This window comes from Streptomyces sp. NPDC004658, assembly GCF_040609555.1.
Classification (GTDB): Bacteria; Actinomycetota; Actinomycetes; order Streptomycetales; family Streptomycetaceae; genus Streptomyces.
In genome coordinates this window covers 22,148-40,144 of the sequence record NZ_JBEXKG010000034.1, presented here as the reverse complement: position 1 = coordinate 40,144, position 17,997 = coordinate 22,148, and the positions used below count along the sequence as shown (strand labels likewise).

Sequence of the window (17,997 nt, the reverse complement as noted above, 5' to 3'; positions counted from 1 at the left end):
CCGGTTTCGCCTGCCGGGGGCGGCGGGAGTCGACACGAAACCCTCACCACCCCCGCTGATCGCCACCTCCTCGCCATCGCGCCCCGCCCGAAGGACACTCATAGGCAACGGAGTTGCCGCCGGAGGGGGACGGGACATGCGGGACGGTCATCGGGCGGAGGCCGAGCGGCTGCTGGTGCGGGCCGTGGAGGAGGAGGTACGGCGTTCGGGCGGGCGGATCGACGGTCAGCTGCTGCTGTCGCGGGCGCGCGGCGCGCTGGACGCGATGGCGGGAGCGGCCGGCGAGGAGTACGAGGCCTACACGCGCGCACTGGACGAGGCGGAGGCCGGCCGGCTGACCTTCGGCCAGCGGTACGCGCGCGAAGGCGCCGGGACGGCCCTGCTCGTCGCGGCGGTCGCCGCCGTCGCCGCCGCCGTGGCCGACCTGACCCTCGGCACCGGTACCGGCACGGCCCTCGGCGCGGGCGTCACCGCGGCGGCGGTGGGCGCCGCGGCGACGGTGGTGAAGGTGGCCGGTGCGCATCTGCCCGCCGCCCACCACCGCGCGGGGGCGGCAGGCCAGCCCGGTGGCCCGGAGCAGCTGCGGTTGCAGTGGCTGACCGCGCTGGAGGTGCGGGGCATCCGCCCGTTCCTCGACCAGCAGCGGGTGCTCAGCGCCTCCACCGGCGCCAAGAAGAAGGGCGGCGGCCCGGCGCTGCGCGGGGCGGACAAGAGCGCGGCGGCCCGCAGGCGTTCGGTGCTGGAGCAGTCCTTCGGGCAGCTCCCGGACGCCGACGGCCCGTTCGCGGGACGCCGGGCGGAGCTGGGGCGGATCAGACAGTGGGCGCAGGCGGCGCGTGCGGCCACCGAGACCCGGCCGACGCTGGTGGTGCTGCACGGCGAGCCCGGCTCGGGCCGGACCGCGCTCGCGGTGCGCGCGGCGCACGAGCTGCGGGACCACTTCCGGGGCGCGGTGGTGGTGGACCTGCGCGGCGACAGCCGGGGGGAGGCGCCGCTGTCCACCCGGGACGCCCTGCTGCACCTGCTCAACCGGCTGGGCGCGCCCCGGGAACAGCTGCTGTTCCGGGAGCGGTCCTCCCCCGACCAGCAGGTCAAGCGGCTCGCCGAGCTGTACCACCGGCATCTGACCGGCCTGCCGGTGACGATCGTGCTGGACGACGCCTCGGACCCGGAGCAGGTGCGCGCCCTGGTGCCGGAGCGGTCCGACAGCCTGGTGCTGGTCACCAGCCGTGCGCCCCTCGACCTGCCCGCGGAGCTGGGGGCCTGGGTGCACGAGCTGCCGGTGCGGGCGCTGGACGCGGCGGGCGCCGAGGAGGTGCTGAGCGCGGCGGCGCAGGACGCGTCGGGGCCGTACGACGCCGACGCCGCCGACCGGGTCCGCGAGCTGTGCGGCGGGCTGCCGCTGGCGCTGCGGATCGCGGGCTCGGCGCTGGGCCCGCGCTCACCCCGGCAGCTGGCCGCGGACCTGGGCGCGTACGGCCCGGTGGAGCCGGTGGAGCGGGCGCTGTGGCTGCGCTACACCGACCAGCCGGAACCCACCCGCCGGCTGCTGAGGAGGCTGGCGTTGGCGGGCCGGGCCTCGCTGGGCGCGGCGGCGGCGGCCTCGCTGCTGGCCACCGACGAGGCCGAGGCGACGCGGCATCTGGTGGCGCTCGCGCGGGCGGGCCTGATCGACCACGTACGCGGCAGCCGGTACCGGCTGCACGACCTGGTGCGGGCCTTCGCGCACGCCCGGCTGCTGGACGAGGAGGACCCGGCCGAGCGGGCGGCGGCGCAGGAGCGGCTGATCGTGAACTACGCGGAGCTGGCGGACTCGGTGCTGCGCCTGGTCGACGGGAACATGTCGACGCGGTCGAACCAGTTCGGCTCGCACGGCTTCCCCTCGCTCGACGAGGCGCTGCGCTGGCTCGACGACGAGTCCAGCTTCATCACGGCGGCCCTGCGGCACGCGGAGGGCGTGAACCAGGCGGCCGTGCTGAACCTGCTCGGCGCGCTGTGCGACTACTGCCTGCTGCGCGGCGACCTGTACCGGCTCGGCGAGATCAGCGAGCTGGCGCAGTCGGTGGACCAGGGGCTGCTGGTGCGCTCGGTGCAGTGGCGTACCGGCATCGCGGCCCGGCAGCTGGGCGAGCTGGACAAGGCGCGGACCACGCTGACCTCGGTCGTGGACCTGTACCGGGAGGCCCAGCATGAGGCGGGGGCGGCCCGCGCGCTGACCTCGCTCGGGATCACCCTGCACCACCAGGGCAACCTCACCGAGGCGGCGGCCAGGCTCCAGGAGGCCCTGGACCTCCAGGCGGCGCCGGAGCTGGCGACGGACCGGGCGTGGACCATGCACGCGCTGGCGGCCGTCCAGCGGGACCGGGCCCGGCTGGCGGAGGCGCTGGACCTGCTCACCCGCTCCCTGGTGCTGCACCGCGAGGGCGGCTCGGTGCACGGGGAGGCCTGGGCGCACTTCCAGCTGGGCCAGCTGGCCCTGCGGCTGGGGGACGTCCCGCGCGCGGAGACAGAGTTGCGGGCGGCCCTGGAGCGGTACGGCAGGACGCAGGACGCCCGCGGCGAGGCGTGGGCGCTGACCCAGCTGGCCCGGGCCCGGCTGGTGGCCGGTGACGCGTCCGCGGCCGTGGAGAGCCTGCGCCGGGCGGTGCCCCGGCACCGGGAGAACGAGGACGCGCGCGGCGAGGCGTGGACGCTGTACTACCTGGGGCAGGCGCTGGAGGAGACCGGCGAGCTGGACCAGGCGGTGCGCGAACTGGAGCGGTCGCGGACGATGTTCTCCCGGATACGGGACGTGTACGGCCTGGCCTGCGCCCGGCACCATTCGGCGCGCGCGACCCGGGACCAGCGGGCCGCGCAGACCGGCTCGCTGCGCAACTCCGGGTTCGCCCGTCAGCTCCTGGTGGACGCGCGCGCCGACTTCCAGCGGATCGGCGTCGCCCACGGCGAGGCCTGGACCTGCCTGGAGCTGGCGGTCGTCGACGCGGGCAACGCGCGGACGCAGCAGGCGCTGGCGCTGTGCGACGAGGCGATCACCCTGTTCACGTCCTACGGCGACCGGCGCGGCGAGGACTGGGCCCGCTTCCTGCGCTGCACCCTGCTGCCGTACGCGGCGCCGGGCGGGGTGGAGGTGGGCACGGCCGTCGCCCAGGAGGAGCTGGCCCAGCTGGCCCGCGCCGCGCATCCGCTGCGGGACGAGAAGCTGGAGGACTACGTCCCGGCGTACGCCCTGCTGCTGGAGCGCGGTGTCCAGCTGGAGGCCGGCTGGCAGGCCTGGCGGCTGCGCATGACTCCGGACCGCCACGCCCGGGAGGTGATGGGGGTGGCGGTACCAGCGGGACGCTGACCCCGGCGGGTCAGCGCTGCGGGGCCGCGGGGTCGGCCTGTTCCCGGGCCTTCTCCGCGTCGGCGTCCGGGGACTCCTTGAAGTCGACCTTCTGCATATGCTTGTTCATCGACTTCATCAGTCCCCACACGGCCACGGCCATCACCGCGAAGACGATGAAGCCGAGGACGCCGGGGGTGACCTTGTTCTCGTCCACCTCCTTGGCGAGGGGGACGAGGTGCGTCACTGCCAGGCTCACGCTTGCGCTCATGTCAGGCATTGTCCCGGATGCCCGCGAAGAGGTCGTCCTCGGGGAGGGAGGTATCGACGAGGGACTTCGCCAGCTCGTACTCCTCCGTCGGCCAGACCTCCTTCTGGAGCTCCAGCGGCACCTTGAACCAGCCGCCGTCCGGGTCGATCTGCGTGGCGTGGGCGATCAGCGCCTTGTCGCGGATCTCGAAGAAGTCCGCGCACGGGATGTGCGTGGTCAGGGTGCGCTCGGTGCGCTCCATCTCGTTCCACCGCTTGAGCCACTCCCCGTAGGGCGACTCCAGGCCGCGGTCGAGCATGGCCTGGTGCAGGGCCTCGGTGCGGGGGCGGTTGAAGCCCTGGTTGTAGTAGAGCTTCAGCGGCTGGTAGGCGGGGCCGAACTCGTCCTCGGGGTACTTCTCGGTGTCCGCCGCGCCCTCGAACGCCACCATGGAGATCTTGTGGGTCATGATGTGGTCGGGGTGCGGGTAGCCGCCGTTCTCGTCGTAGGTGGTGATCACCTGCGGGCGGAAGGAGCGGATCTGCTTCACCAGCTCACCGGCCGCCTTGTCGACGTCCTCCAGGGCGAAGCAGCCCTCGGGCAGCGGCGGCAGCGGGTCGCCCTCCGGCAGCCCGGAGTCGACGAAGCCGAGCCACTCCTGCTTGACGCCGAGGATCTCCCGGGCCTCGTCCATCTCCTTGCGGCGGACCTCGTGGATGTGCTCCTCGATGTAGGTGTCGCCCTGGAGCTTCGGATTGAGGATGGACCCGCGCTCTCCGCCGGTGCAGGTCACCACCAGCACGTCCACCCCCTCGGACACGTACTTCGCCATGGTGGCCGCGCCCTTGCTCGACTCGTCGTCGGGGTGCGCGTGAACGGCCATCAGTCGCAGCTGGTCAGTCAAGACTCAATCCTCGGTAAGTCGGCGCCCCGTGTCTGCGGCGCTGTCGGCGGCTTCTATAGTGACCGAATCGGGGGGCGAATAATTCCGCGGAGAGGACGATCATGAGTACCGCGAGCACGCGGCTGCCCGAGGGCCGCTACGGCCGTTCCTCGGATCAGCGCGCCGACCGCAAGCTCAGGATCGCCGGCTCGGTGCTGGGCGCGGTCCTGCTCGCACTGGTCGGCTTCTTCTTCTACCATTACGTCGCCCAGAACGAGATCAGCGCCGAGGTCATCACCTTCCAGGCGTCCGACGACGCGGTCAAGGTGCACCTGGAGGTCCGCAAGGACGCCGGCGCGTCCGGCTACTGCACCCTGCGCTCGCAGTCGGCCGACGGCGCGGAGGTGGGCCGGGCCGACTTCCGCTTCTCCGGGTCGTCCACACGGATCGACAAGGTCGTCACGCTCCGTACGACGGCCCAGGGGACGACGGCCGAGCTGCTGGGCTGCCACGCCGACTGATCCGCGCCGGACACGCGCGGGCACCCTCCGGGTTCACCCGGAATGCGTAGGCCCTGACCTGCGTTGATGTGATTCTGATGGCTTATGTCCTCCCCCTTCCGGCGTTGAATTGTTAGGCTCGTGGTTTCGCCCATCCATGAGGGAACATTCTTCTGGGTAGGGCGATGCTTTGTATTCCCAGTACCGACGAGGAGCACCCTGTGACCCAGACCAGCGAGAACGTCACCTGGCTGACCCAGGAGGCGTACAACAAGCTCAAGGACGAGCTTGAGTACCTTACTGGTCCTGCGCGCACGGAGATCGCCGCCAAGATCGCGGCCGCGCGCGAGGAGGGCGACCTGCGCGAGAACGGCGGGTACCACGCGGCCAAGGAGGAGCAGGGCAAGCAGGAGCTGCGTGTGCGCCAGCTGACCCAGCTCCTCGAGAACGCCAAGGTCGGCGAGCCGCCGGCCGCGGACGGTGCCGTCGCGCCCGGCATGGTCGTCACGATCGCCTTCGACGGTGACGAGGACGACACGCTGACGTTCCTGCTCGCCTCGCGCGAGTACGCGAGCGCCGACATCGAGACCTACTCGCCGCAGTCCCCGCTGGGCGCGGGCGTCATCGGCCACAAGGTCGGCGAGGACGCGGAGTACGAGCTGCCGAACGGCAAGAAGGCCTCGGTCCGGATCCTGAAGGCCGAGCCGTACACGGGCTGAGTCCGGCCCCCTGACCGGCTTCGGGCCCCCGGCGCCCTGAGGGCGCGCCGGGGGCCTTGTCATGCTTCGGGCCGTCGCGCGGGCCCGGTGGCCGCCGCCGTGCTGCCGTCAGGCGGTCGCGGAGCGGTACTTGCGCACCGCGAGGGTGCGGAAGACCGCGATGATCACGACCGACCAGATCAGCGAGGCCAGGACCGGGTGCTGCATGGGCCAGGCGTCGGGCGTCCGGAAGCCCGGGGGCAGGTTGCCGAACAGCTCGCGGCAGGCCTGCACCGTGGCGCTGAAGGGGTTCCACTCGGCGATGTGCCGCAGGAAGACCGGCATCTGGTTCGCGTCCACGAACGCGTTCGATATGAACGTCAGCGGGAACAGCCAGATCAGCCCGCCCGAGGTCGCCGCCTCCGGGGTGCGCACGGACAGGCCGATGAGCGCGCCGATCCACGAGAAGGCGTATCCGAGCAGCAGGAACAGGCCGAATCCGGCGAGCACCTTGCCGAAGTTCTCGTGCGTGCGCCAGCCGACCAGCACGGCGACGACCGCGAGGACGAGCAGGGTCAGCGCCGTCTGGACCAGGTCGGCGAGGGTGCGCCCGGTCAGGACCGCGCCGCGCGCCATGGGCAGGGAGCGGAACCGGTCGATGAGGCCCTTGTGCATGTCGTCGGCGATGCCCGCGCCGGCGCCCGCCGTGGCGAACGTGACGGTCTGGGCGAAGATGCCGGCCATCAGGAACTCGCGGTAGGCCTGGGTGGAGTCGGACGAGCCGACCCGGATGGAGCCGCCGAACACATAGGTGAACAGCACCACGAACATGATGGGCTGGATCAGCCCGAAGATCAGCATCTCGGGAATCCGGCCCATGCGGATCAGGTTCCGGCGGGCTACGACCAGTGAGTCCCGGACGGATCTGCTCACGGGGTTGCCGGGCGCCGTGACGGGCGCGGTCTCGGTGACGGCACTCATTTCACGGCCTCCTTGCCGTTCCGCTGCTCCTCCTGGTCGGCGCTCTGCGCCGCATGTCCGGTCAGGGACAGGAAGACGTCGTCGAGGGTGGGGCGGCGCAGACCGACGTCGTCCATCTCGATCCCGCGCGAGTCCAGCTCGCGGATGACCTCGGCGAGCAGCTTGGCGCCGCCGGTGACGGGCACCGTGAGCTTGCGGGTGTGCTCCTCGACCGTGGTCTCGCCCTTGCCGAAGCCGCGCAGCACCTCCGCGGCGGCGGCGATCTCGTCCCGCTCGTGCACCACGACCTCGACGCGCTCGCCTCCGGTACGGGCCTTGAGCTGGTCGGAGGTGCCCTGGGCGATGACCCGGCCGTGGTCGACGACCGCGATGTCGTGGGCCAGGTGGTCGGCCTCCTCCAGATACTGCGTGGTGAGCAGCAGCGTCGTACCGCCCGAGACGAGCCGTTTGATGACCTCCCACAGCTGCTGGCGGTTGCGCGGGTCGAGGCCCGTCGTCGGTTCGTCCATGAACATCACCGGCGGCGAGACCACCAGGGCCGCGGCGAGGTCCAGCCGGCGGCGCATGCCTCCGGAGTACGTCTTGGCGGGGCGGTCGGCGGCGTCGGAGAGGTGGAACTGCTCCAGCAGCTCCGCCGCGCGCGCCTTGGCCGCCTTCGCCCTCATCTGGTACAGCTGCCCGACCATCTGCAGGTTCTCCCGGCCGGTCAGGTACTCGTCGACCGCCGCGAACTGGCCGGACAGGCCTATGGAGCGGCGCACGGCGTCGGGGTGCCGCAGCACGTCCACGCCGGCGACCACCGCCTTGCCGCTGTCGGGGCGCAGCAGGGTCGTCAGACAGCGGACGGCCGTCGTCTTGCCGGCGCCGTTCGGCCCGAGGAGGCCGAGGACCGTGCCCTCGGGCACGTCGAGGTCGACGCCGTCCAGTGCCCTTACGTCGCCGAAGGTCTTCACCAGGCCTTCGGCATAGATGGCACCTGGCATATGTGTCTCCACGTCGTCGGGGATTTCGGGGACGGATTCTTCGCAAAGGCTAGGTATGTTCGCCCGGCCGCGCCCGCGGTTTTCGCGGACGCGCACGCCGGTGTGCGCGGACGCCGGCGCCCGTCCGGGCAGGCCGGCCGGCGAGCACACGACACACCATAACGCGATGTATCGCGTCCCTCAAGAGGCTTCAGCCGAACGGGTGACGGCCGTGCCCGGCCGGGGCGGATCAGGCCATGACGGTGTAGCCGCCGTCCCGCAGGGCCCGGCCGACCTCGGCGCAGTGCGCCGGGCCCTTCGTCTCCAGGTGCAGCTCCACCTCGGCCTCCGTGAGCCCGAGCCGGGGACCGGTCCGGACGTGACTGACGTCGAGGACGTTGGCGTCGACCGCCGACAGCACCCCGAGCAGCGTGGCGAGCGCGCCCGGACGGTCCGTCAGCCGCAGCCGGACGGCCAGGTAGCGGCCCTGCGCGGCCATGCCGTGCCGCAGCACCCGCTGCATGAGCACCGGGTCGACGTTGCCGCCGGAGAGCACCGCGACGACCGGACCCTCGAAGGCGTCCGGCGCGGCCAGCAGCGCCGCCACCGGGCTCGCCCCGGCCGGCTCCACGACCAGCTTGGCCCGCTCCAGGCAGAGCAGCAGTGCCGCCGACAGCTGGTCCTCGCTGACCGTGCGCACCTCGTCGACCAGCTCGCCGACGATCCCGAACGGCACCGCGCCGGGCCGCCCCACCTTGATGCCGTCGGCCATCGTCGCCGGGTTCAGCAGCGACATCGGGCGCCCGGCCGCCAGCGAGGGCGGATAACAGGCGGCCCCTTCCGCCTGCACACCGACGATCCGCACGTCCGGCCGCAGCGCCTTCACCCCCACCGCGATGCCCGCCGCGAGGCCGCCGCCGCCCATGCCGACGACGATCGTGCGGACCTCCCGGCACTGCTCCAGGATCTCCAGGCCGACCGTGCCCTGGCCGGCGATCACGTCCGGGTGGTCGAAGGGGTGGATGAACACCGCACCGGTCCTGTCGGCGTACTCCTGGGCGGCGTCCAGCGTCTCGTCGACGACCTGACCGTGCAGGCGCACCTCGGCGCCGTACTCCCGGGTCGCGCTGATCTTCGGCAGCGGTGCGCCCTTCGGCATGAACACCGTGGCGTGCACACCGAGCAGCGAGGAGGCCAGCGCCACGCCCTGCGCGTGGTTGCCGGCGCTCGCGGCCACCACACCGGCCGCCCGCTCCTCCGGCAGCAGCCCGGCGATCCGCACGTAGGCACCGCGCAGCTTGAACGAACCGGTCCGCTGAAGGTTCTCGCACTTCAGCTGCACGGGGGCGCCGACCAGCTGGGACAGGTGCCGGCTGCCCTCCATCGCGGTCACACGGGCCACCCCCGAGAGCATCTTCTGGGCGCCGCGCACATCGTCGAGGGTCACGGAGCGCAAGGAGTCAGCCGTGCGATAGCTCATGACTCCAGCATCGCAGTTCACGTGCGCCCCCGGCGGGTGTGACCAAGCAGCGAGACCGGTTTGCGCAGCGCTGGTACGGCCCGGCGCCGGGCCGCGTACCCTGTCCCCCAACCCAGCAGCCCTTCATGAAGCGAGCCTCCGGCCATGCCCACAACACCTGAAATGTCGATGGACATGACGACCGTCGGTGACACCGGTCTCCTCGACACCCTCCAGCACGAGGTGGCGGTGTTCGCCCGCCGTGCCGAACAGACGCGGCTCGGCGGCGTCGGCCAGGTGCGCAACTCCATGGACCGCGCCGCCTACCTGCTGCTCAACCGGCTCGACAAAGAGGGCCCGATGGGCGTCAAGGCGCTCGCCGCGAGCATGGGCATCGACTCCTCCACGGTCACCCGGCAGGTGGCGCCCCTGGTCGACACCGGGCTCGTCAAGCGCACCTCGCACCCCGAGGACGGGCGCGCGGTGGTGCTCCAGCTGTCGCCGCGCGGCGCCGCGCGGCTGGAGGAGGTGCGCTCGTCCCGGCGTCAGCTCATGGCCGAGCTGACACACGACTGGGCGCCGGAGGAGCGCGAGCAGTTCTGCACGCTCCTCACCCGCTTCAACCACGCGCTCTCCGCGCGGATGACGGTGCAGGGCGTTCCGGCGGCGGAGCAGCCCCCCGCCTCCTGACCGCGCACCGCACTGCGCAGGCTCCGAGGTCTTGACCCCGGCTGGCCGACTGGCCTGATATGAGACCGGGTCCGCAGAGGGGCCCGTCCAGACCGGCCCCGCCCGGGTCGCGGCGGGACCCAGTCGGGGGGAGGCGCGGTGGGGGATCGGCAAGTGGCCCGTGATGCCCGCCGGGCCCGGGAGTTCGAGGCGTTCGTCGCGGGCGCGGCCGGACGCCTGCTGCACGCCGCCGTGCTGCTCACCGCGGAGGCACCGGACGCCAGCCCGCGCGCGCGGCGGCTGCTGACGCTCGCCCTCGCCCACACCTACGCCCGCTGGGACCGGCTGCGCGGCGAGGACCCCTACGACTGCGCCCGCCAGTACCTCGCCACCCGGTTCGCGCGCACCACCTGGCACCGGTACGGCGTCTTCGGCCGCGCCCGGCCGGATCCGCGCAGTCCGCTCGCCGCGCTCACACCGCGGGAGCGCCTGGTCCTCGTCCTGCGGTTCTACGAGGGTGTCGCCGAGGAGCAGACGGCGGCCCTGCTCGGCCTGCCCGCGGAACGCGTCCACACCCTCTGCGACCGCGCCACGGCGGATGTGCTGCACCCCGTCCGCCCGGCCGCCCCCCGCGCCGCGCACACCGGGGTGGCACCGTCATGAGCCGCGCCGGCGACCCCGCGCGGCGCGTTCCCCCGGGCGACCGCCACCAGGGCGGCCCCGTCCCGCGAAAGCGCCGGTCCGGCGGCGGGAGGCCGCGGTGAAACGGAGCGAGCGGGAGGCCGCCGTACGGCGGATCATGGAGCAGGGCGGGGCGCCGGTGCCGCCGGAGCTGTACGGCGACGCGGTGCGCCGAGGGGAACGACTGCTGCGGCAGCGCAGGCTGGTCCGCCGGATCCTGTGGGTGCTGGCCTGCGTCGCGGCCGTCGCGTTCGCCGTGTGGGCGGCCGACGCCCACCCCTGGGTGGAGCCGCCCTCGCAGACGACCCCACCGCTCACCGGCTGGTGACCCCTTACTCGCCGAGCGCCTGCCGCAGGTCCTCCAGCAGGTCGTCGACGTTCTCGATGCCGACCGACAGGCGCACCAGGTCGGCCGGGACCTCCAGCGCGGAACCTGCCGCGGAGGCGTGCGTCATCCGGCCGGGGTGCTCGATGAGGGACTCGACGCCGCCGAGGGACTCGCCGAGGGTGAACACCTGCGCACGGTTGCACACGTCGACCGCGGCCTGCTCGCCGCCCTCGACCCGGAACGACACCATGCCGCCGAACGCCTTCATCTGCTTGGCGGCGACCTCGTGGCCCGGGTGCTCGGGCAGCCCCGGGTACAGCACGCTCGTCACGCGCGCGTGCCGGGACAGCATGTCGGCGATCTTCGTGGCGTTCTCGCTGTGCCGGTCCATGCGGACGGCGAGGGTCTTGGTGCCGCGCAGCACGAGCCAGGAGTCGAAGGGGCCGGCGACGGCGCCCATCGCGTTCTGGTGGTACGCCAGCTCCTCGCCGAGCGCCGGGTCGGACACGATCAGCGCGCCGCCGACCACGTCGGAGTGGCCGCCCATGTACTTGGTCAGGGAGTGCACGACGACATCGGCGCCGAGCGACAGCGGCTGCTGGAGGTAGGGGGTGGCGAAGGTGTTGTCGACGACGAGCCTGGCGCCCGCGTCGTGGGCGACCTGAGCGACGGCGGCGATGTCGGTGATGCCGAGCAGCGGGTTGGAGGGGGTCTCCACCCAGACGGCCTTGGTCTTCGGGGTGATCGCGGCCCGCACGGCGGCCGGGTCGCTGGTGTCGGCGACCGACCACTCCACGCCCCAGCGGGTGGCGACCTTCGCGAAGAGCCGGAAGGTGCCGCCGTAAGCGTCGTTCGGGATCACCACGTGGTCGCCGGGGGTGAGGAGCGTACGCAGCAGCGTGTCCTCGGCCGCCAGGCCGGAGGCGAAGGCGAGGCCGCGGCGACCGCCCTCCAGCGCGGCGAGGTTCTCCTCCAGGGCGGTCCGGGTCGGGTTGGCGCTACGGCTGTACTCGTATCCGCCCCGGAGCCCCCCGACGCCGTCCTGCTTGTAGGTCGACACCTGGTAGATCGGCGGGACGACCGCGCCGGTGAGGGGATCCGCGGTGTTGCCCGCGTGGATCGCGAGGGTCTCGAAGTGCTGACTGATGTGCCTGTCGCTCATGTGCACCGAGCGTAATGCGCCCGGCGGGATCGTGACGCCCGCCATGAGCACCGGCGGGCCCACCCGAACCCGCTGCCGGCTCCGGGCCGCTTCTCCCCGGGCACGCTCCGGGCCGCCATGCCGGCACGCCAAGGCTCCCTTACGGGCGTACTCCAGGCCACTCCGCCGACACTTCCTGCTTCCCGGCGTCCGGCTGTCATGCCACCGTCCGGAGTTGTCCACAGCCCGGCGGCGGGGTTCGCCAAGTGTCGGCGGCGTCTGGTTCGCTTGAGGCATGTCGATTCTCTGGCTGCTGATGGCGCTGCTCCTGCTGGGCTTCGTGCTGCTCCCGGTCATACGGCGCAGGCGCGGGGTGATCGAGCAGGTGCCCCCGGGACACCCGGACGCCGCCGACCCGGCGGCCTACGGCTTCGTGCGCCAGGAGGAGCTGGACGTGCGCCTGCCCGGCCCCGACGAGGACCTGCTCCAGGTCCTGGAGCTGGTGCAGCGCACCCAGGACTACCGGGCCGCCGCCCAGCTGCTGGCCGGCACGGAGTCCGGCGGCGAGCGGCGCTGGCAGCGGGTGCAGGCCTTCGCCGGCGCGGCCGCGCTGGAACTGCAGCAGCGGCCCGGCGGCGTCCACGAGACGCCGGGCGGCCAGTGGCTGCGGGTGTGGCGGGTCGAGCAGCCCAAGGACGCGGGCGGCGCCGCCGTCCACGCGGAGTTCCTGGTGCAGCAGGCCTGGCGGACGTCGACACCGGGCACGGACGACTTCCGGATCATCATGGAGGAGGCGCGGGAGGCCTGCGCGCAGGCGGCCCTGCTGGCCCCCGGTGACCCGGTGCCCTACGTGACAGAGCTGTCCATCGCGCGCGGACTGGCCTATTCCCAGGCCGAGTTCGACCAGCTGTGGCTGAAGATCCTCGACCGCGCCCCGCACCACATGGGCGCGCATCTGGCCGCCCTGCACTACTGGTGCGAGAAGTGGCACGGCTCCCGTGAGCAGGCGTACTCCTTCGCGGAGGCCGCCGCGGCCCGCGCTCCGGAGGGCTCACTGCTCGCCGCGCTGCCGCTGTTCGCGGTGTTCGAGCACCTGCCCGAGGTCAACCTGGTCGCCGGCTTCTACCAGAGCGAGGTCGTCACCAAGGCGATCCACGGCGCGCTGCACGCGGTGCACGCGGCCGACCCCGACGACCCGACACTGCCGCACGTCCGGCATCTGCTGCTGTTCTTCCTGGTCCGCGCCGAGCGCTGGGCGGAGGCCATGCAGCAGCTGATACACATCGACGGTCACGTCGGCGCGCTGCCGTGGACCCTGTTCAACGATCCGGCCGCAGAGTTCGCCCTGCACCGCGCGCTGGCGGTGGCCGGTTACGAGGCCAACGGCGGCAGCCCGGCCGGCCTCCCCGGCTGACCCGGCCCGAGCGGGCCCCCACCCCGCCGCCCTGGCCACCGCCGCCCGCCCCTCCCCCGCCCCAGGGCCACCCGCCCCTGCCCGTCCACACCCTTCGCATTGCCCTTCTGACCTGCGGTAGGGCATACTCCGCATCCCCCCACACCGCACCGTAAGCACCACACAGCACCGCCAAGCACCACCCGCGACCGACCGGCCCGCCGCCGGCCCGGCGCTCCGTCATGTCCCTTTTCTGAGGTCCTGTGGGGGGATCTGCCCGATGGGCGCAACTCTGCGCGCGCTGCGCGCCCTCGTCCTGCTGCTCGGCTTCTATCTGCTGAGCCTTCTCCTGCTCGCCGCGCTGATCGGCGTCGACGTCCTCGTCTTCAGCTGGGGACACGGCCCGCTCACGCTGAAGGTCGGCTTCGTCACGGTACTGCTGGCCGTCCCCGTCGTCCGCGGCATGCTGATGCTGCGCACCCCGAAGGGCGAGGACGGGCCCGGCGTGCCGGTCACCGAGGCCGACGAGCCCCGGCTGTGGGCACTGGTCCGGGAGCTGGCCGCGGCGGCCGGCACCCGCGCGCCCGACCGCATCCTGCTCACCGGCGAGGTCAACGCGGCCGTGAGCGAGAGTCCGCGGCTGCTCGGCCTGCTCCCCGGCCCGCGCCGGCTCTTCCTCGGCGTCCCGCTGCTGACCGGCCTGACCGAGGCCCAGCTGCGGTCCGTGCTCGCCCATGAGTTCGGGCACTTCACCGGCGGCGACACCCGGCTCGCCGCGCTGGTGGTGCGCGGGCGCGTGCAGATCGGCCGGGTCATCGGCCAGTTCCACGAGAAGGCGGACGACAAGGTGGCCGCCGACCGGGCCCGGCAGGAGCGGGCGTCCGCCAAGCGGATCGCCAAGGGCAAGACGGCCAAGCGGATCGACACGACCGGCGTCGGGGCGACCTACCGGACGATGGCGAGGATCTACACCGCGTACGGCAAGCTCTACCTGCGTGCGTCCCTGTCCACCGCACGCGGCCAGGAGTACGCCGCCGACCTGACCGCCGCCCGGATCGCCGGACGAGACGCGACCGCGTCGGCGCTGCGCGAGATCCCGGCCCTGTCCGCCTCCCACGACTTCTACCTGGAGTCCTACGCCACCCTCGGCCTGCAGGCCCGGCTGCTGCCGCCGCGCGGCGAGTTCTTCGGCGGCTTCGGCCGGCTGCTGACGGCCCGTGAACTGGAGCTGGCGGGAATGCGCTCGGAGCTGCCCGAGGAGCCGGCCGGGCCGTACGACTCGCACCCGCCGATCGCCGAACGCGTGCGCCGGATCGAGGCACTGCCCGCCGACGGCCGCGCCGACGAGGCCAAGGGGGCCGCGCTGGCCCTGCTGACCGACCCGGCGCGCACCCTGGCCGCCCTGGAGGACGCCGTCCTCGCCGACGAGCTGCTCCGCTACCCGCGCGCGGCCGGCTGGGAGGAACTGCTGGACGCCTCGATGGCCACGGGCCTGTCGGCGGCGCAGACCCCGCTGCACCGGGCGCTGGCCCAGTACACCGGGCAGCCGGCGACACTGTCCGCGCTGCTGGACGTCATCGACGACGGCCGGCTGTGGCGGCTGGCCGAGCAGCTGCCGCTGTCGCAGGAGGCGGCCGCCGCGAAGGGGCGGGCGTTCCGCGAGTTCGCGCGGCCCGCGCTGCGCCGCTCGCTGCGCACGATGGTGCTGGCCGAGTTCAGTTCCCGTTCGCTGCTGCACTGGGAGTTCTCCTGGTCCCGACCCGCGACGGTGCGGCTGCCCGGCTGGGGCTCCGAGACCGAGGACGACGGTCCGGAGGCGGCGCTGGAGGCGGCCGTGAACGCGGCGCTCGCCGACCACCCCGACACCGCGCAGCTGCGAGCGCTCCTGCCCCCGGCGACCCAGGACGCCTGACGGGCCGTGGGCCCGCCGGCTCCCCGGCGGGCCCACACCACACCACCCACTGCCGTACCTCCCACCCTCCGAATCCGCCGCTGTCCCGAAACGAACGGACCGACCCCCGATGACCGTCCTCTTCTGGATCCTGGGCATCCTGGCCGTGCCCACGCTGATCTTCGTCCTCTGGCTGGCCTGGGTATTCCTGAAGGAGCTGTTCCACCCGAGCCCCGACGACGACGCGGAGGCCATGGAGGCCGCCGAGGCCGCGCAGGCCGCGGAGAAGCTCGGGCTGCTGCCCGTGGAGCGGCAGAACACCGACCTCGCCGCGCCCCTGCCGGCGCAGTGGACCGCCGCGCTCACCGCGGTGCGCCTCGGTGACTGGCGGCCGGCCGCCGACCTGCTCACGGCGATCGGCCCGGACTGGGACCGCCGGTCGGCGCTCGTCTATCTGCTGGCGGACCGCGCGGCCGAGGAGGACGCGTGGCTGCTGGCGTGGGAGGCCGAGCGGCGCGACGATCCCGACGCGGCGGTGGTCCGGGCGCGCAGCACGGTGATCCTCGCCTGGAAGCTGCGCGGCGCGAAGACCGCCCAGTACACGACCCGGGAGCAGGCCGAGGGCTTCCACCGCACGCTGGTCTCCGCCCGTGAGGAGATCGCCCGGGCGGCGGCCCTGAACCCGGACGACCCGACGCCGTACGTCGCGGAGATATGGGTGGCGCTGGGCCTCGGCTATCCGAACGCCGGGATGGACAAGCTGTGGGCGGAGGTCACCGCCCGTGGCCCGCACCACTACGAGGCCCACTTCTCGGCCCTCCAGTACTGGTGCGCGAAGTGGCGCGGCTCGCAGCGGCTGGCCTTCGAGTTCGCCGAGCGGGCGGCGGCCGACGCGCCGCTCGGCAGCCTGCTGACGGCGCTGCCGCTCATCGCGCACTTCGAGCACGACGACTCGGAGGACACCGCGGCCGACAACACGCCGGAGATGCTGGCCCGCGTCGAGGCGGCGCTCCAGGACGCCGCGGCGGCGGACCCGTCCCACCCGCGGCTGCCGGAACTGCGGCACCTGCTGGCGTTCTACCTGCACCTCCAGGACCGCAACGAGGCGGCGCTGGAACAGTTCAAGCTGGTCGACGGCCATGTCAACGCGCTGCCGTGGCGCTACCGGACCGACATGGCCGGGTACTACTGCCAGGTCCGCAACACCGTGGTGCGGGCGGTGCAGGAACCCGCGGCGGCGCCTGCCTGACCGGAATGCGGCGGGCCCCCCGGGCGTTTTTCACGGTGCCGGCCGGCACGGCCGCCGGCACCCCATCCCCAGACCGACAGGGAGACCCCATGCTCTTCGGCCGCACGCCCCAGCTGCCCACCCCCGAGCAGGCACTCAAGGGCCGACCCGCGCTCGCCTACGAGGTCCCCGACCGGCACACCGTCCTCGGCACCCCGCTCCTCGGCCCGTACCCGGAGGGCCTGGAGGTCGCCGACTTCGGCCTGGGCTGCTTCTGGGGCGCGGAGCGCAAGTTCTGGCAGCTCCCGACCGGCGTGTACACGACGCTGGTCGGCTACCAGGGCGGCTACACCGAGAACCCGACGTACGAAGAGGTCTGCTCCGGCCTGACCGGCCACACGGAGGCCGTCCGGGTGGTCTACGACCCGCGGCAGATCTCGTACGACCGCCTGCTCAAGACCTTCTGGGAGGCCCACGACCCGACGCAGGGCTTCCGACAGGGCAATGACGTGGGCACCCAGTACCGATCGGCGATCTACACCCACACCCCTGAGCAGGCGGCCACGGCGCAGGCCTCCCGCGAGGCCTACCAGAAGGTCCTGACCTCCTCCGGCTACGGCACGATCACCACGGAGATCCTCCCGGCCCAGGGCCGGCCGTTCTACCCGGCCGAGGGATATCACCAGCAATACCTCGACAAGAACCCCGCGGGCTACTGCGGTATCGGCGGCACCGGCGTGTCCTGCCCGATCGGGGTCGCCAAGGCCCAGGGCTGACCCTCGGCGGCTAATTCGGGCGACGGCTCCCGGTTCCTCCCCGTAGATTCGCCCCTCGTGCCGAGAGGGATCGGCACGGAAGCGAAGGGGAGGGCATGGGCAGTCGGGTTTTTCTCATCGGTGGGGGCTGGGACCACGCCGAGGTGTACGAGCCGTTCCTGCGGGAGCTGGGCGGTGAGCGGCGCGTCGGGTGTCTGATCCTCGACGAGGGGGACGGGGACGCGCAGTTCGAGCGGTACACGGCGGCGCTGCGGAAGGCGGGGCCGCCGTGCACGCCGGTGCCGTTGCTCGTGCCGCTCGGCGGCCGGTTCGAGCCGGAGGCCGTGCTGGACGGGATCGACGGGCTGCTGGTGTGCGGTGGGCTCACGCCCGCCTACCAGGACGCTCTCGCGGACTGCCTGGAGCGGCTGCCGGCGCTGCTGGCGGCCCGCGCCATGCCGTACGCCGGTTTCTCCGCCGGTGCCGCCGTGGCCGCGCGGCGGGCGGTGGTCGGCGGCTGGCTGCTGGACGGGGTCCCGGTCTGCCCGGAGGAGACCGGGGAGGATCTGACGGAGATCGAGGTACGGCCGGGGCTCGGCCTGGTGCCGTTCGCTGTGGACGTGCACGCGGCCCAGTGGGGCACGCTGCCACGGCTGGTCTCGGCGGTGGCGCGGGGGGACGCGCCGTACGGGGTCGCCGTCGACGAGAACACGCTGCTCACGGTCGCGGACGGCGAAGCCCGGGTGACCGGCTCCGGCCGGGCACATGTCGTACGGCCGACGGGCGACGGAGCGGCCCTGGTGCGGGCGTACGGCGCCGGGGAGAGCTTCGCTCTCGCATAGCCCCCGAAGGGCCG

Annotated in this window: 17 protein-coding genes; 11 read left to right on the top strand and 6 right to left on the bottom strand. The window is 73.2% G+C overall.

The genetic code is table 11. The features are described from left to right. Positions 1-136 precede the first annotated feature (136 nt). Positions 137-3,343, top strand: coding sequence for a tetratricopeptide repeat protein (locus tag ABZV94_RS14960; protein WP_356340669.1), 3,207 nt, complete (start codon positions 137-139; stop codon positions 3,341-3,343). Positions 3,344-3,353: 10 nt separating this feature from the next. Here ABZV94_RS14960 and ABZV94_RS14955 read toward each other — a convergent pair whose 3' ends face one another. Continuing rightward, on the bottom strand, positions 3,354-3,602 hold the full coding sequence (locus ABZV94_RS14955) for a hypothetical protein (protein ID WP_356340668.1): 249 nt from the start codon (positions 3,600-3,602) through the stop codon (positions 3,354-3,356). Next, complete coding sequence (mca, locus tag ABZV94_RS14950; protein WP_078611806.1) at positions 3,595-4,476, bottom strand: mycothiol conjugate amidase Mca; 882 nt, start codon at positions 4,474-4,476, stop codon at positions 3,595-3,597. Before mca ends, ABZV94_RS14955 begins: the two co-directional genes overlap by 8 nt. Positions 4,477-4,577: 101 nt before the next feature. Between mca and ABZV94_RS14945 the strand changes: the two genes are divergently transcribed. Together ABZV94_RS14945 and greA are read left to right on the top strand one after the other, a co-directional pair. Then, positions 4,578-4,976, top strand: a complete 399-nt coding sequence (locus tag ABZV94_RS14945) for a DUF4307 domain-containing protein (protein ID WP_356340667.1) — start codon at positions 4,578-4,580, stop codon at positions 4,974-4,976. A 200-nt stretch (positions 4,977-5,176) separates the two neighbouring features. Further along, positions 5,177-5,674 carry a transcription elongation factor GreA gene (gene greA / locus ABZV94_RS14940; RefSeq protein WP_030989689.1) on the top strand — a complete coding sequence of 166 codons (498 nt, stop codon included), beginning with the start codon at positions 5,177-5,179 and terminating at the stop codon, positions 5,672-5,674. A 108-nt stretch (positions 5,675-5,782) separates the two neighbouring features. Here the strand turns inward: greA and ABZV94_RS14935 are convergent, their stop codons facing one another. The 3 genes from ABZV94_RS14935 to ilvA form a co-directional block, all read right to left on the bottom strand. Then, complete coding sequence (locus ABZV94_RS14935) at positions 5,783-6,634, bottom strand: ABC transporter permease (RefSeq protein ID WP_356340666.1); 852 nt, start codon at positions 6,632-6,634, stop codon at positions 5,783-5,785. Next, complete coding sequence (locus ABZV94_RS14930; RefSeq protein WP_356340665.1) at positions 6,631-7,617, bottom strand: ATP-binding cassette domain-containing protein; 987 nt, start codon at positions 7,615-7,617, stop codon at positions 6,631-6,633. Before ABZV94_RS14930 ends, ABZV94_RS14935 begins: the two co-directional genes overlap by 4 nt. Positions 7,618-7,846: 229 nt before the next feature. Then, entirely contained in the window at positions 7,847-9,076 is a 1,230-nt protein-coding gene (gene ilvA, locus ABZV94_RS14925) for a threonine ammonia-lyase (RefSeq protein ID WP_356340664.1), read from the bottom strand. Between the two features lie 162 nt (positions 9,077-9,238). Between ilvA and ABZV94_RS14920 the strand changes: the two genes are divergently transcribed. The 3 genes from ABZV94_RS14920 (at position 9,239) to ABZV94_RS14910 (ending at position 10,733) form a co-directional block, all read left to right on the top strand. Then, the gene (locus ABZV94_RS14920) at positions 9,239-9,745 is read left to right on the top strand and encodes a MarR family transcriptional regulator (protein ID WP_225826950.1); all 507 of its coding nucleotides are present in this window, start codon (positions 9,239-9,241) and stop codon (positions 9,743-9,745) included. A 138-nt stretch (positions 9,746-9,883) separates the two neighbouring features. After that, positions 9,884-10,387 (top strand): sigma factor-like helix-turn-helix DNA-binding protein, encoded by a 504-nt coding sequence (locus tag ABZV94_RS14915; RefSeq protein ID WP_356340663.1) that lies wholly within the window; start codon positions 9,884-9,886, stop codon positions 10,385-10,387. Between the two features lie 97 nt (positions 10,388-10,484). Further along, a complete protein-coding gene (locus ABZV94_RS14910) occupies positions 10,485-10,733 on the top strand; it encodes a hypothetical protein (protein ID WP_356340662.1) in 249 nt (82 codons plus the stop codon). Between the two features lie 4 nt (positions 10,734-10,737). Here the strand turns inward: ABZV94_RS14910 and ABZV94_RS14905 are convergent, their stop codons facing one another. Then, complete coding sequence (locus ABZV94_RS14905; protein WP_356340661.1) at positions 10,738-11,895, bottom strand: cystathionine gamma-synthase; 1,158 nt, start codon at positions 11,893-11,895, stop codon at positions 10,738-10,740. 274 nt (positions 11,896-12,169) lie between these two features. Between ABZV94_RS14905 and ABZV94_RS14900 the strand changes: the two genes are divergently transcribed. From ABZV94_RS14900 to ABZV94_RS14880, 5 genes are all read left to right on the top strand, one after another. Next, the gene (locus ABZV94_RS14900; RefSeq protein WP_356340660.1) at positions 12,170-13,288 is read left to right on the top strand and encodes a hypothetical protein; all 1,119 of its coding nucleotides are present in this window, start codon (positions 12,170-12,172) and stop codon (positions 13,286-13,288) included. 259 nt (positions 13,289-13,547) lie between these two features. Continuing rightward, positions 13,548-15,179 (top strand): M48 family metalloprotease, encoded by a 1,632-nt coding sequence (locus ABZV94_RS14895; RefSeq protein ID WP_356340659.1) that lies wholly within the window; start codon positions 13,548-13,550, stop codon positions 15,177-15,179. A 109-nt stretch (positions 15,180-15,288) separates the two neighbouring features. Next, entirely contained in the window at positions 15,289-16,407 is a 1,119-nt protein-coding gene (locus ABZV94_RS14890; RefSeq protein WP_356340658.1) for a hypothetical protein, read from the top strand. A gap of 89 nt (positions 16,408-16,496) precedes the next feature. Further along, entirely contained in the window at positions 16,497-17,162 is a 666-nt protein-coding gene (msrA, locus tag ABZV94_RS14885) for a peptide-methionine (S)-S-oxide reductase MsrA (RefSeq protein WP_356340657.1), read from the top strand. Positions 17,163-17,257: 95 nt separating this feature from the next. Next, positions 17,258-17,983, top strand: coding sequence for a hypothetical protein (locus ABZV94_RS14880; RefSeq protein WP_356340656.1), 726 nt, complete (start codon positions 17,258-17,260; stop codon positions 17,981-17,983). The last annotated feature ends 14 nt before the right edge of the window (positions 17,984-17,997 follow it).